General features: G+C 43.6%; 15 protein-coding genes. 2 read left to right on the top strand and 13 right to left on the bottom strand.

The genetic code is table 11. The annotated features are described in order from the left end of the window. Positions 1 to 128: 128 nt before the first annotated feature. Positions 129 to 3119 carry a PBP1A family penicillin-binding protein gene (locus tag DWW85_RS02135; protein WP_117807357.1) on the top strand — a complete coding sequence of 997 codons (2991 nt, stop codon included), beginning with the start codon at positions 129 to 131 and terminating at the stop codon, positions 3117 to 3119. Positions 3120 to 3209: 90 nt separating this feature from the next. Here DWW85_RS02135 and spoVAE read toward each other — a convergent pair whose 3' ends face one another. Both spoVAE and spoVAD read right to left on the bottom strand, forming a co-directional pair. Further along, the gene (gene spoVAE / locus DWW85_RS02130) at positions 3210 to 3566 is read right to left on the bottom strand and encodes a stage V sporulation protein AE (protein ID WP_117807356.1); all 357 of its coding nucleotides are present in this window, start codon (positions 3564 to 3566) and stop codon (positions 3210 to 3212) included. Positions 3567 to 3574: 8 nt separating this feature from the next. Beyond that, entirely contained in the window at positions 3575 to 4594 is a 1020-nt protein-coding gene (gene spoVAD / locus DWW85_RS02125; RefSeq protein WP_173783365.1) for a stage V sporulation protein AD, read from the bottom strand. A 147-nt stretch (positions 4595 to 4741) separates the two neighbouring features. Here spoVAD and DWW85_RS02120 point away from each other — a divergent pair, with 147 nt between their 5' ends. Next, complete coding sequence (locus tag DWW85_RS02120) at positions 4742 to 6049, top strand: chloride channel protein (RefSeq protein WP_117807354.1); 1308 nt, start codon at positions 4742 to 4744, stop codon at positions 6047 to 6049. A gap of 89 nt (positions 6050 to 6138) precedes the next feature. On the opposite strand, the gene DWW85_RS02115 is transcribed toward DWW85_RS02120, so the two are convergent. The 11 genes from DWW85_RS02115 to queF all read right to left on the bottom strand — a co-directional run bounded on the left by DWW85_RS02115 (position 6139) and on the right by queF (position 14606). Next, a complete protein-coding gene (locus DWW85_RS02115; protein ID WP_173783364.1) occupies positions 6139 to 7848 on the bottom strand; it encodes a VanW family protein in 1710 nt (569 codons plus the stop codon). A 203-nt stretch (positions 7849 to 8051) separates the two neighbouring features. Beyond that, positions 8052 to 8510 (bottom strand): stage V sporulation protein AC, encoded by a 459-nt coding sequence (gene spoVAC, locus DWW85_RS02110; RefSeq protein ID WP_021944472.1) that lies wholly within the window; start codon positions 8508 to 8510, stop codon positions 8052 to 8054. 79 nt (positions 8511 to 8589) lie between these two features. Beyond that, positions 8590 to 9012 (bottom strand): stage V sporulation protein AB, encoded by a 423-nt coding sequence (locus tag DWW85_RS02105; protein WP_117785469.1) that lies wholly within the window; start codon positions 9010 to 9012, stop codon positions 8590 to 8592. Continuing rightward, complete coding sequence (locus tag DWW85_RS02100) at positions 9002 to 9631, bottom strand: stage V sporulation protein AA (protein WP_021944474.1); 630 nt, start codon at positions 9629 to 9631, stop codon at positions 9002 to 9004. The genes DWW85_RS02105 and DWW85_RS02100 overlap by 11 nt, the downstream gene beginning before the upstream one ends. Before the next feature lie 58 nt (positions 9632 to 9689). After that, positions 9690 to 10367 (bottom strand): sigma-70 family RNA polymerase sigma factor, encoded by a 678-nt coding sequence (locus DWW85_RS02095; RefSeq protein ID WP_021944475.1) that lies wholly within the window; start codon positions 10365 to 10367, stop codon positions 9690 to 9692. Continuing rightward, complete coding sequence (spoIIAB, locus tag DWW85_RS02090; RefSeq protein ID WP_021944476.1) at positions 10368 to 10799, bottom strand: anti-sigma F factor; 432 nt, start codon at positions 10797 to 10799, stop codon at positions 10368 to 10370. Positions 10800 to 10820: 21 nt separating this feature from the next. Continuing rightward, positions 10821 to 11162: an STAS domain-containing protein gene (locus tag DWW85_RS02085; RefSeq protein WP_117807352.1), complete on the bottom strand. Its 342-nt coding sequence runs from the start codon at positions 11160 to 11162 to the stop codon at positions 10821 to 10823. 76 nt (positions 11163 to 11238) lie between these two features. Continuing rightward, the gene (locus tag DWW85_RS02080; RefSeq protein WP_117807351.1) at positions 11239 to 12615 is read right to left on the bottom strand and encodes a tetratricopeptide repeat protein; all 1377 of its coding nucleotides are present in this window, start codon (positions 12613 to 12615) and stop codon (positions 11239 to 11241) included. 1 nt (position 12616) lies between these two features. Beyond that, positions 12617 to 12763 carry a hypothetical protein gene (locus DWW85_RS12645; RefSeq protein WP_021944479.1) on the bottom strand — a complete coding sequence of 49 codons (147 nt, stop codon included), beginning with the start codon at positions 12761 to 12763 and terminating at the stop codon, positions 12617 to 12619. Position 12764: 1 nt separating this feature from the next. Further along, on the bottom strand, positions 12765 to 14099 hold the full coding sequence (locus DWW85_RS02075; RefSeq protein ID WP_117807350.1) for a folylpolyglutamate synthase/dihydrofolate synthase family protein: 1335 nt from the start codon (positions 14097 to 14099) through the stop codon (positions 12765 to 12767). A gap of 12 nt (positions 14100 to 14111) precedes the next feature. Continuing rightward, on the bottom strand, positions 14112 to 14606 hold the full coding sequence (queF, locus tag DWW85_RS02070) for a preQ(1) synthase (RefSeq protein ID WP_008402990.1): 495 nt from the start codon (positions 14604 to 14606) through the stop codon (positions 14112 to 14114). Positions 14607 to 14620: the final 14 nt, after the last annotated feature.

Genomic DNA, 14620 nt, shown 5'->3' with positions numbered 1-14620 from the left:
TTGGGATTTATCCGCATTTTTATATGTCTTAATTTTATTTCACATCAGAAGTTTTACTTTATTATTATGTAAATCTCTGCTATAATGAGTTGTATTTATGATTGAACTTAATTTAAGGAGGATTTTCCATGGATTTTAGCAAAAAGGGCGTGGAAAAGAAACAAAAAGCACTTGTTTCCAAACTACCCCGAAATAAACGAAAACTATCGGTTTCGCTGTTCAAAACACTACTGGTCATATTCCTTGCGATCATCGTACTTGGAATCGGTTCCGGTTTTGGTATGTTAAAAGGCATATTGGACGACACACCAGAGGTGAATGCCAAGGATCTGATCCCGAAAGGATATCAGACAACCCTGTATGATCAGGACGGCAAAGAGCTTATGGTTCTTGCGAGCTTTGATGCCAACCGTGAGTATGTTTACTACGATGATATACCGGAAACACTTGTAAATTCCTTCATTGCTATTGAAGATAAACGTTTCTGGGAGCATAACGGTATCGATGTCCAGGGTATCATGCGTGCCTTCGCCCACGGTCTCCAGTCCGGTGACTTTGATCAGGGTGCCAGTACACTGACCCAGCAGCTGATCAAAAACCAGATCTTCAATGTCGGCCTGGATGAAAAAACCATGTTTGACAAGATCGAACGTAAGGTGCAGGAGCAGTATCTGGCAGTTGAGATCGAAAAGGTGCTTCCGAAAAAGAGCATTGCCGAGTATTACCTGAATACAATCTATCTCGGTCAGGGACGTTACGGCGTAGAAACCGCTGCAAAATACTATTTCAATAAAGAACTGAAGGATCTGTCCATATCCGAATGTGCGGTACTGGCAGCCATCCCTCAGAACCCAAGTAAATTTGACCCTATCGTTTTCCCGGAGGAAAATGCCAAAAGACGACTGATGGTTCTTGAAAATATGCTGGATCAGAACATGATCTCCCAGTCCGATTACGATACTGCACTCGCTGATGATGTATATAGCGAGATTGAAAAGGTATCATCGATCAAGAAATCATCCCCTACCAAGGTCAACTCTTATTACATTGATGAGGTCATCAGCCAGCTTGAAGATGATTTCATGGCTATGGGCTATTCCAAGTCAGAGGCAGACAGCCTGATCTACTCCGGTGGTCTGGATGTCCGTACCTGTCAGGATACACAGATCCAGAATATCTGTGATGATGTTTTAAATGATGAAGATAACTATCCGGCTGACAGCTATCAGTTATCCTATGCACTGACACTGGTAGATGACAACGGTGAACAGTACAACTACAGTCAGAATATGATGGTAACCTGGTTCCAGGAAGAAATGGGGCAATCCTCTTTCGACCTAATCTTCTCCAGTGAAGAAGATGCCCGTGCTGCTGCTGACGAATACAAAGCGCACCTGATTGAGACAACCGGTTACAAGGAACAGCTTGAAAGCTATAAGGTCACAGTGGAACCACAGATTTCCTTCACCCTGATGGATCAGGAGACCGGTCAGGTAAAAGCCATCGTCGGCGGTCGTGGTGAAAAGACAGAGGATCGTTCCTTTAACCGTGCTACGGAAGCAACCAGACAACCCGGATCAACCTTTAAGGTTGTTGCCTCTTTTCTTCCTGCACTGGACGGCTGCGGCATGAGCCTTGCAACCGTATACAAAGATGAACCATACACCTATACAAATGGCGGCGAAGTCAGGAACTGGTACAGTGGCTACCGTGGTCCAAGCACGATCCGACAGGCTATTCAGAATTCCATGAATATTCTTGCTGTTAAGACGATCACAGATGTTACTCCGGAGCTTGCTTACGAATATCTGTTAAAGCTTGGATTCACAACCCTAGTAAAAGAACGTACAAATTCAAGCGGAGGGATTGAATCGGATATCAACCAGTCCCTTGCCCTTGGTGGTCTGACAGATGGTATCACAAACCTTGAGATCACCGCTGCTTATGCAACAATTGCAAATGAAGGCAATTATATCAAACCTATCTTCTACACCGAGGTATATGATCATGACGGCAAGCTTCTGATCGATAACAGAACACCGGAAGAATCCCCGGTCATCTCTCCTCAGAATGCATGGTTATTAACAAGTGCCATGCATGATGTAGTTACGATCGGTACCGGTACTGCTGCAAATCTTTCATGTGGTCTTTATACAGCAGGTAAAACAGGTACAACCTCCAGCAACTACGATGCATGGTTCTGTGGATATACTCCATATTACACCGCTTCGATCTGGATCGGTTTTGATGTAAATACTAATTTTGCTGCTGGAAGCTATCATAAGAACATGTGGCGTAAGATTATGGATGCAATCGTGGAAGCAAAGGGTCTGGATACCTCCAAGACCTTTGAAATGCCAAGCGGAATCATACGGGCAACCGTATGTAAGGATACCGGACTTCTTCCTGTTGAAGGCTGTTCAACAATAACAGACTATTTTGCAGAAGGAACCGTTCCTACCAAACGATGTGGTGGAAACAAGAAGGTTGTGATCTGTAATGATTCCCATAAGGTAGCAACCAATACCTGTAAGGAAACAACAACCTATTATTATACAGAAGATGATGACGGCAAGATTGAAATCATTGATGCAGACTTTGAATACGATCAGAACATCCTGAAAGAGAAATGTCCGCTTCATCCGGAGGAAGAAGAAACCGAAGACTCTTCTGATTCTGAAGATCCAAATAAGACTACAGAGGACAACAAGAAGGACAGCTTCAAGATTACTTCCGGTGTAGATGGATCCGGTGGTTCTATCTCCCCAAGTACAACCGTAAAATCCGGCAAGAACACAACCTTCTATATCACACCGGATAAGGGTTATGTGATCTCGGATGTATATGTAGACGGAAGCTCCGTCGGACCGGTTTCACAGTATAAGTTCTCAAAGGTAAAAGGCAATCATACGATCACTGTTAAGTTCAAAAAGGACAAGACAGAAGAACCGCCAACAGAGAAGCCTACAACAGAGGAACCAACAACGGAAACTCCTACAACAGAAGAACCGCCAACAGAGGAACCTACCGATGAACCGCCAACAGAGGAACCTACCGATGAACCATCTTCTGATGAACCTTCCTCAAAAGAGAACAAACATAAAAATACAGAAGAATAAAAACGATATATGTAAAAGGGAGCCATGAGAGATCATTCTCATGGCTCCTTTCCTATTCCCTGGGATCTATATAAAAAAATATACTTTATACTATTTTACCATCTTTGGCTTAAAGATCAGGGATGCCAGATAAGAAAAGATCAATGCTGCCGATGTTCCTACTGCCGCCATCTTGAAGCCTCCCCGGAACAGCCCGATAAATCCATCTTGATCAACTGCCTCTTTTATTCCCTTCCAGAGATTATAACCAAATCCGGAAAGAGGAACCGAGGCTCCGCAGCCGGCAAATTCAAGAAATGGTTCATATATCCCGATTGCTCCAAGAACAGCACCGGAACATACCAGGATCACCATGATCCGTCCCGGAAGCAGCTTCGTCTTATCCATCAGTATCTGAATAAGCACACAGACAGCACCTCCGATCACAAATGCCTTTATATAATCCATAAATAACTTTACCTCCGTTCTATTATAACTGCATGTGCCACGCCCGGTATATTCTGTCCTTCATTATAGCTTACTGTGGAAAGAAGTGCTCCGGTCGGTACAAACAATACCCTCTTCCAGGTTCCGTCCCGTAACTGCTTTAATACATAGCCAGCCAGCGTAATAGCCGAGCATCCGCAACCGGAGCCACCGGAATGTGTATCCTGTTCTTCATTATCAAAGATCTCGATACCACAATCCATATGCTGGTTGCTGATATCTATTCCATTGTCCTTTAAAAGATCAAACAGTATCTTCTGCCCGATCTTCCCCAGATCCCCGGTAATGATACGGTCATAATACGTTGGCTTCCGATCAAAGTCCTTCAGGTTCTGATAGATCACATCTGCCGCTGCCGGTGCCATACAGGCTCCCATATTAAAGGAGTCCTTTACCCCATAATCCACGATCCGTCCCGTTGTAATCCCGGTAATCTGAATTGCTCCTTCTTCCGGCTCTGCCTTACCAACAACAAACGCTCCACTTCCGGTTACCGTCCAGGTCGCAGATAACGGTCTCTGATTTCCATATTCCAGTGGAAACCGGAACTGCTTCTCTGCACTTCCAAAATGACTGGACGTTGCTGCCACTACACAGTCCGCATAACCGGCAGCAACTGTCATGGATGCCAACGACAATCCCTCTCCACAGGTGGAACAGGCTCCATACAACCCAAATACCGGTATATCAAGATCCTTAATACCAAATGTGGTTGCGATCAACTGTCCCAGCAGATCCCCCGCAAATATATACCGGATCTCCTCTTTCTTTTTATCCGCCTTTTTGATTGCAAGCTCGACCGCCTGCCGGATCATCTCACTTTCGCCCTCTTCCCAGGAATCCTTTCCAAATGTAGGATCCTCGGAACGGATATCAAAGTAATCCGCCAGAGGTCCTTCAGCTTCCTTTGGTCCACAGATAGAAGCCGCTCCCAGAATACATGGAGGATCTGAAAAACTGACACTTTGTTTTCCAACCATTTTATTCATTTTTTGCCTCCTTATTTCCATATGTTCTTCTGTTGATAGTCATTTGCTTCTTTTCTTTATTTTATTCATATTTAATATGTTCTGGACAAATCCGCTGATTCGGGGTAATCTATGAAAGAATAAAAACAATCTGGATAGGTATGAATTATGATATTTACAAAAGAATACTGGTTAAATTGTATCGATCGAACAAAACGATACGCAAAAACATTTATTAAATGGCTGATCTGTTCTGCCATTATCGGAATCTCCTGCGGGGCTGTCGGAACAGCCTTTCATTACAGCGTTGAATATGTCACACAGTTCCGTTCCGGGCACAGATGGATCATCTTCCTGCTCCCGGCAGCCGGTCTGTTGATCGTATTTCTGTACCGTGCAGGCGGCATCAAGCATGACAAGGGAACCAACCTTGTTATCGGATCGATTCGGAATCCGGAATACAATGTGCCTTTCCGTATGGCACCTCTGATCTTTATAACAACCGTTATCACGCATTTATTTGGCGGATCTGCCGGCCGGGAAGGTGCTGCCCTGCAGATTGGCGGAAGTCTGGGTGCATCGATTGGCAAATTGATCAAAATGGATGACAGCGATAAACATATTATGACCTTGTGTGGTATGAGTGCCGTATTCGCTGCCCTGTTTGGAACTCCTGTTACGGCCGCACTTTTCAGTGTAGAGGTTATCAGCATCGGAATTCTGTATTATAGTGCACTGGTACCATGTATCCTGTCAGCAACCATTTCCTATGCGATCACAGAAAAATTTCACATCACCCCTACCTATTTCATTCTGAATCAGGTTCCTGAAATGTCACTGGCAACCGGGATCCGGGTGATCATTCTCTCGGTCGCTGCTGCCGTACTCAGCATCCTTTTCTGTATGTCCATGCAGGTCATCGGAAAAACATTTAAGAAATATCTGAAAAACCAGTATCTTCGTATATTGGTTGGCGGTGTGCTACTGGTTCTCCTGACGCTTGCCGTCCGCTGCAATGACTACAATGGTGCCGGTATGAACATTATTGAACAGGCGATCCATGGAACAGCAAAACCGGAAGCCTTCATTCTGAAGCTCCTGTTTACCTGCATCACGATCGGCTGCGGATTCCGTGGCGGAGAGATCGTTCCATCGTTCTTCATCGGTGCAACCTTCGGATGTACCCTTGGAGGCTGGATTGGACTGGATCCAGGATTCGGAGCTGCTATGGGGCTTGTATGTCTCTTCTGCGGCGTTGTAAACTGTCCACTGGCATCTCTGGTCTTAAGCATCGAATTATTCGGTGCAAGCGGTATCCTGCTGTTCGCGATCGGTTGCAGTGTCAGCTATATGTTATCCGGTTATTACAGCTTATACAGTGAACAGAAAATCATATATTCCAAGCTTCGTCCTCACTATGTAAACCTGTATACCAATCAGGAGGTCAAAACAAACGAACACAGTGAAGCGGAATAATTATACTATCAATAACACAAAAGAAAGCTCATATGGCTGCCTGATCCTTACGAACCGGCTTCCATATGAGCTTTTCTTTGTTTCTTTATTTAATCATCTGTCTTTGTATCATTCTTTTTCTTATTGTCTGACTTTTTATCCGATTTCTTATCATCCTTCTTGGAATCGTCTTTCTTGTCGTCCTTCTTTTCTGTCGTATCCTCAGTTGTCTTTTCCTCGGTTGTTTTTTCCTCCGTCTTCTTCTCCTCAGTCGAATTCTCCTCTGAGGTATCTTCCTTCTCTTTGGTTCCACGAAGAACTACTTTATCCCGTTTATCATACACACTGACAGATTCCGGTTCAGATGAGATTACCTCTCCATTTCCGTCATATACCGTCCGGTAGGTCTGATATTTAGTTCCTGTGATACCTGTAACGGAAACTTCCTCTTCACCTTTCTCCAGTGTATCGTCGTCCTCATATTCCGTATCATAATCATAAGTTGCTACCAGTTCACTGGACAGTGACACTCTGAAGTCCTTTAGCTTCGTTCCATAAATCGCACATGACACAACACCACCACTATAGGAGGCGGTCACCTTGAGCGGATAATCCGTATTATTTATAAAACGGTAATCCGGTCCGCCCCAGGATACTGTTGCATCAAAGCCTGCATCTACATAAGTGGATGGATGCGGATGGCAATGACGTTCTGCAATTTCCAGATTCGCATACAGACAGGCATCATAAAGAGTGGATGATACCTGACAGATACCTCCGCCGACTTCATCTACTGATTCCCCATTGACATAAGATGGAGCTGCCTGAAACCCATTCTCAATGGTTCTCTGTCCTACCACATTATTGAATGAAAACTCTTCACCCGGCATCAGTATCGTGCCGTTACAATTCTCTGCCGCCTTTGCAACATTTCCTTTTCTTGCATCCGTTCCACCTACATTGGTACTGAAGGATCCCAGCGTATCACGGAAAAGATAGGCCTGTAATGTCTCCTTCGACAGCTCCGGTTCTGTATAAACCAGATCAAAGCTGACTTCTTCTCCATCGGCTGCCGCATCCAGCTTCTTCCTGGCAGCATCTTTATCAAAGCTGATTCCTACCACAGAATCTGTTACGCTGTAATCATTTTCCGGATCCAGTGTTGCATCCGCCGGTGCTACATAAATCTGATCATATACCAGATCCAGATCGACATCACTGTATGTAAGTGGACATTCAAGCTGCGCATCATATTCTCCCTTGCTGATGCAGGAAGCAATCTCATCTGCCAGCTTATCCGAATCTACCGTATAACCTCCGCGGCCCTTTGTAACAATAACCTTGTCATCCTTCACGGTGTAAGAGGAATCTTCTACCCCTTCCAGCTTCGTCAGCCCGGACTGTTCGATCGCAGTATACAACGGCTTCTTATCCTTCAGCGATGGCCGTGCAGTATATTCTGCCTCACCAAATAATGCCTTAATAAAATTAAAACCTCTTGTTAAAAATCCATGGCTTTCATCGTTTGCCTGTTGTACCGCATCGATCACATCCAGATCCAGAGCTTCTTCGATCGCAATGCAATATGTTTTACCTTCCAACGTTACATCAATCCCGGCGTTATTGTACTCCGTTGCAAACTGATCTTCTACAGCCGCTGCAGCTTCCTTCACCGTCATGTTACTGACATCAATTCCATTTATACTGGTATTTGGAAAAAACTTTTTCTTACCAATAATTCCGCAAAATATCAGATAACACACACACAATGCAACAATAACACATACTGTTGTAGTAACACTTCTTTTTGCTTTTTTCATGATGTATCTCCATTTACTACACATGCGAGTATACGCATCCTGCTAAAGGATACAGATACCTACTATTATTAACTTAACCATTTGTTAAAGTTATCATAGGTATTTTTATCTGTCAATACAGATTCCCCTTAAATCTAATATTTCACAAAACCATCATTTTACCTTAAAACATATGTAACATTTTTGAAAAAACAGGCCGGGAATCATACCCAGCCTGCCAGCTTACAGATCCAGTATATCAGTCCCAGCACCCATGATGTAAAGATACCGTACATGATGACCGGGCCTGCAATCGTAAAACATTTTACACCTTTACCGAAGACCTCACCTTCGGTCTGAAACTCTATGATCGGAGCACAGACACCATTAGCAAAGCCCGTGATCGGTACCAGAGTTCCGGCTCCACCATATTTTGCGATCTTCTTATAGACATTCAGACCTGTGAGTACCACACTGATGAGTACAAGAACGATCGATACATAAGACGAACTGTCATCCTTATCCAGTCCCGCATATTCAAACAAATTAAATAACACCTGTCCGATCGTGCAGATCAGTCCTCCGATGAGAAACGCCCACAGGCAGTTTCTTGCCGAATTGGATACCGGAGTAATCGTTTCAACATACTGATTGTATTCCTTTTCTTTTGGTTCAAACTGCATATACTTTCCTCCTGTCTTACCGGGTTCTATTCTTCAGTATTTTCCATTTGCATGAAAACTATGCATATAAATCGCATTCCTAGACCAGTCCGGTTGATATCAGACCAAGAACAGAACCCACGAGTTTCCCTGCTGCAACCATGTATATGATGTAAGGAATATAACGCCGGATTGAAAACCGTCTGGATATGATCGGAAATACATTCAGCACCTCTGCGAGCGCACCAACCAGACAGCCTGTAAAGATACCGCCAAGCAGGGTTACAAAAGCCAGCCCAGGAATTGCAAGCGGGATCCGGATATTAAATATATATACGATATTTCCTGCCACAGCACCATATGCCAGCAGACATTCCACCAGCATATAGTGCCGGTTGCCTTTCACCTTTTCCGCCAGCTTGGGGAATACTCCGATCAGGGATATAAATGCAAAATAACCACTGGATATAGCTGCCCCTCCGATAAATGCAACCAGTGCATAACAGATATGTCTAATCAGCATCCCGCACATCCTTCTTTCTTACAGAATCCGTGATCACTGTCTGATTGATCTCCTGTTCATACTGCCGCATCTGCACCTGAAGCGGGGTCGGATCATCGGTAAATTTCTTATTGGCTCCATGATTAAAGAATACAATGATTCCAATGAACAAGCCCAGTGAATAGGCAACACCGCCAATCATGGCTCCTGATTCACTGCCTCCGGTAAATACATTCTGAAGCAGATCAAGCTGTCCGACCAGATTCACATCCGAGTTATAGGATATAATTGAAAATCCAGCACCAAAGAATGCGATCAGGCATAGAAATATAAATTTGAACTTCTGCTTTATCCGGTCCGACGGATCGAATGCCTTATAATATACAACGACATCAGGCTGTCCAAGATTCTGGATACACAGCTCCCCATCGCAGTTTTTTCTGATCTCCTCTATGATATCCAATATGGATATGACCTGCTGTTCCTTTGAACTGGTAGAAAAATTCATCAGTTCAATTTTTTCGATTTTATTTTTCAGATCCAGATTGTCGGATACGACCTTCGATACATCCCGGATCAATACCTTTCGTTTTTCCGCCAGAACACTTTCTGCCAACTGCAAATATACCATTTCTGCCATATTACGAAACCTGCTTTCCCATATTCTTACAGGATTAGGGTATCCGCATCTGTTCTTTTTATACACTTTCTTTTAATTTCTCAAGGATCCGTTTTTCCTGCCGGCTCACCTGAACCTGGCTGATACCAAGCAGTTTTCCGGTCTCCGACTGCGTTTTGTCTTCAAAATACCGAAGCTGGATCAAACGCTGTTCCTCCGGCTCCAACCGTTCCAGCATCTGCATCAACGACAAATGATCAACAATCTCCTGGCTATATTCCTCCGTTTTTGAATATACACCCGGAGCATCCAGAGACTCCGGCTCCAACGAAGCCTCCATTGCCATTACGATCTCCCCTGCATCATAAGAAAGGGCAGCAGCGATCTCTTCAATCTCAGGCTCATAGCCCTTTTCCTTGATCACCCGCTGCCGGTATTGCTCTACCTTACTATTCATCTCCTTCAGACTACGGCTGACCTTGATTGCGCCGTAATCCCGCAAAAAGCGGCGGATTTCCCCCTGGATCAGCGGAACTGCATAGGTCGAAAACTTCACATCATAGTCAAAATCAAATTTATCAATACTTTTGATCAATCCGATGCAGCCGATCTGAAACAGATCCTCGATATCATATCCACGTCCTGTAAATCTTCTGGCTACGCTCCATACAAGTCCAAGGTTCTGTTCTACCAGTTTTTCTTTTGCACTGTCATCACCCTTCTTCGCCTGTAAAAGAAGATCCAGATTATTTTCCATTTATACTGCACACCCAGCCCCTATTTTTTTTGCCATCTTTACTGTCGTTCCTTTTCCCGGCTCCGACTCTACCGTAAGCTCATCCATAAAGGCTTCCATAAAGGAAAATCCCATTCCCGACCGTCCATCCTTTCCGGTTGTAAACATTGGCTCCATTGCCTTTTCCACATCCTCGATACCACAGCCATAATCGGTGATCTCTATATACAGCTTCCGCTCTTCTATGTATGCCCGTATCTCGATTGTTCCCTCTTTTTGCCCATAACCATGAATGATCGAATTCGTAACTGCTTCCGACACGGCTGTCTTAACATCAGCGACCTCCTCCAGCGTCGGATTCGTACGGGTCATAAAGGATGCTACGACAACCCTTGCAAAGCTCTCATTTCTTGGATCACTTCCAAACTCTATTTTCATTTCATTTCTGTTCATTCTTTTCTTCTCCTTTTCATTTTATGACATATGTACTTGCTTGTACGCAGTCTCAAAATCCTCTGTCTGCTCTGCGATCTTAAATATTCCGGACATTTTAAGAAGACGCTGCATTCTGTCATTTGCATGGATCACAAACACCTTTCCACCTCTGTCATATACATTCCGGAATCTTCTCGTGATCAGACCGATCCCGGAGCTGTCCATCACGCTTGTATGCCGGAAATCGAATATCACGTACCGGATCTTTCCATCCTGAAATACCTCTTCCGTTTCGTTCACCAGTATCGATGCCCGGTAATCATCAACTTCTTCCGGAAGCTCTATTAACACAGTATCCCCTATTTTCTCATAATTATTCATACGCCACCTCTTTTTTACAAAAAAAGACAAATAAGCAATATTGCTTATTTGTCTTTTGTATGATCTTGATTTCTTTTTATTCATTTGTCGGATCCATATCGGATTCCGTTGTTCCTTCCGAACTGCCTTCTGTCGTGCTGCCTCCATCATCTGTTTTTCCACTCGTTGTGTCTGCACCAGACAATGCTACTGCAACTGTATAATAAATAGAATTTGGACATTTCTGGATAAATGTATCAAAGGCTTCTTTGGCCTTATCCTCATCCTCCGTACCCAGATAGCATAGAGCTTTATAATACAGAGCAACATCATAATCCGGGCTGGTCTCCAGCACCTTGTCGATCTCTGTCATTGCCTTATCATATTGGGTATCATTATAATACTTCATGGCAAGCTGCATCGTAACCTTATCCGTATCTGATATATCTGCCTTGCTTTTTTCCTCATAATCTGCGACCTGCTTCGTAAGATCTTTATTCTTTGTTGTCAGGGAATCAACCTCATCCTGCAGAGAGGAAAGCTTGGTATTCTTATTGGCAATCTCTTCGCTGTAGGCAATCTTAACATTTCTGCTCTCATCATCTGCATTCTTATTATGCTGTGGCATAACAAGGAACCACATGACAGCCAGTCCCAATACCAGTCCTGCCAGAACATAGGCAAGCGAATATTTGTAGAAATTAATATCCTTATATCTGCCAACCGGAGTCGGTCTTCCATTCCGGTCAACATTATCGGATTCCACATATGCCCGTGGCTGGTCTTCCACAAACAGCAGATCCGCATCATAATCATCATCCGGATAATCACGAAAGCTCATGATCTCCTCATCCGTATGCCCCATCTCATTGAAATAGCGGACAGCCAGAGGATTGGTTCTGTCGATCTTGATGACACGTTTTAATGCTTTTCTTGCCTTATCATATTTGTTATCATCGATCAGTAGAAGTGCCATCAGCAGATAACCATTTACAAACTTCGGATTATCCGATAAGACTTTTCGAAGCTGGATAAATGCAAGATCCTTACTGCCCTGTCTGGCATAGTTTACTGCCTGATTGTATTTTCTTGCTGCATTGTTCGTTGTTTCAAGCTTGTGTGGATTGCCCTTCACCTCTTTGATATAACGTTTTGCAACATTTCGTCCGCTGAAATAATTCACACTGATGACCCAGTGGCTTAATGCCAGAACAACTTCACCGGTTTCATAATATACAAGCCCCAGCAGATTTCTGGCATCAATATTCAACTTGTCATATTTAAGGGCTGTCTTTAATGCATCTTCTGCACCACTCATATCACGGACTCTGGCTTTATCCAGACCAATATTATAATAATATTTGGATGTGTTCAGTGCCTTATTTACAAATTCACTCTTTAACCCACATTGGCTGCAATATCCGGTAACAAGGATCTTACCGCCACAATGCTTACAATTCAGTACGTCTGCCATATTATTTCTCCGTTTCCTTTGCTACACGAAGCATCTCCTGCATAATATCTGAGATATCCTTCAGATCATTATGATAAATGGCATCTTCTGCCTGGTCTACTTCCAGAGTCGGTCTGAATTTTTTTACTTCTTCATCAAAGTTTATCATACTATTCCTCCATATTCGCAGATTTCTCTTTTATCTTCTGAAGCCAGCGTTTGACTTCTCCCACCAGATAAAGAGAACCCACACAATAGACTGCTGAATCTGTGATCTGTTCTTTATAGCGGATGGCGGCATCCATTGCTTCTGCAATATCCTCATATGCCTCCACCGTATGTCCTGTGTAATTCCGGAACCTGTCTGCGATCAGAGAGACCGGCGCCTTCCGTTTATTATCTACACTTGTAACTATGATTTTCTCAAACGAAAGTGCTTCTGTCAGATCCCGTATCATCGTATCATAGTCCTTGTCCTTTACTGCTGCAAAGACCAGGATCTTCTTTTTCTTCGTATAAAGCGTCCGAAGTGTTCTGCAATAACATTCGACTGCTTCCGGATTATGTGCACCATCTACAAACAGATCCGGTGCGATCTCCTCCATCCTGCCTTCCCATGAAAAATCAAGTAATCCGCTTCTGACTGCCTGCTCTATCCTGACATCAGCACCTGCATTTTTCCCATATTCTATATCCCTGGTCTGCATCAGGATATCAAAAGAAGCAACTGCAAGGCAGGTATTTTCGACCTGATAAAGAGACGTTTTCGGTATCCTCAAATGGTCATAATTATAATACCGATTATGAAATGAAAAATCAATGGTTTTATCATCTATTTCATTTATTATATAGTTTGATTTTTCGACCGCTGTTACGGCAGAATCCAATTCTTTTGCATGAGTCTCTATGATTCCAGACGAAACCGCATCCCGCTTGAAATATACGACCGGAACTGACGGTTTGATGATCCCTGCTTTCTCTCCTGCGATCTTAGCGATCGTATCTCCAAGATATTCCATATGATCAAGTCCTACCGATGTGATGATGCAAAGCTCCGGTCTTACGACATTAGTTGCATCCAGCCTGCCACCCATTCCGGTCTCATAAATCACATAATCCGGCTGCTTCTTCTCATAATAAACAGCCGCCATCGCAAACATCACTTCAAAAAAAGACGGATGAACGGTGAACTTCTTCCGCACCTGTTCAAATGCCCATGTAAAATCTTCGTCTGAGATCATTTCATCATCGTACCGTATGCGCTCATTGATCGAGACAAGATGCGGTGATGTAAACAATCCTACATGAAAGCCTGCATGCATCAGTATCGTAGCAAGCGCCTTTGCCGTCGATCCCTTACCGTTTGTTCCTGCTATATGGATCACTCTGCTCTTATCCTGCGGATTCCCTAAACGTTCAAGAAGACTGGCAAGATTCTCTGTGCCAATCTTCTGTGCGAACAGTGGAATGCTTAGGATATAATCAACTGTTTCCCTGTAATTCATCTGACATTCCGCCTATCTGTTATCTATCTTTTCCGGATACAGGTCATGATTTGACATTCTGTTCCATGCAACTTCTTCCCATTTTGTTCCCGGTCTTCCGTAATTACAATATGGATCGATCGAGATACCGCCTCTCGGAGTGAATTTGCCCCAGACCTCAATATATTTCGGATCCATCAATTTGATCAGATCCTTCATGATAATGTTCATGCAGTCCTCGTGGAAATCTCCGTGATTCCGGAAACTGAACAGATATAATTTCAAAGACTTGCTCTCTACCATCTTCACATCCGGAACATAGGATATATATACGGTTGCAAAATCCGGCTGTCCCGTGATCGGACATAAGCTGGTAAATTCCGGACAATTGAACTTGACAAAATAATCATTGTCCTGATGTTTATTGATAAAGGTCTGTAACATCTCCGGTGCATAGTCCATGCTGTATTTTACATTCTTATTGCCGAGAAGTGTTACATCTTCCATTTCTTCTGCGGTTCTTCCCATCTTCTGTTACCTCC

This window comes from Clostridium sp. AF17-21AC, assembly GCF_003461365.1.
GTDB lineage: Bacteria > Bacillota > Clostridia > Lachnospirales > Lachnospiraceae > Coprococcus > Coprococcus ammoniilyticus.
The sequence above is the reverse complement of the archived record's forward strand: the minus strand, read 5'-3'. Positions and strand labels throughout refer to the sequence as shown.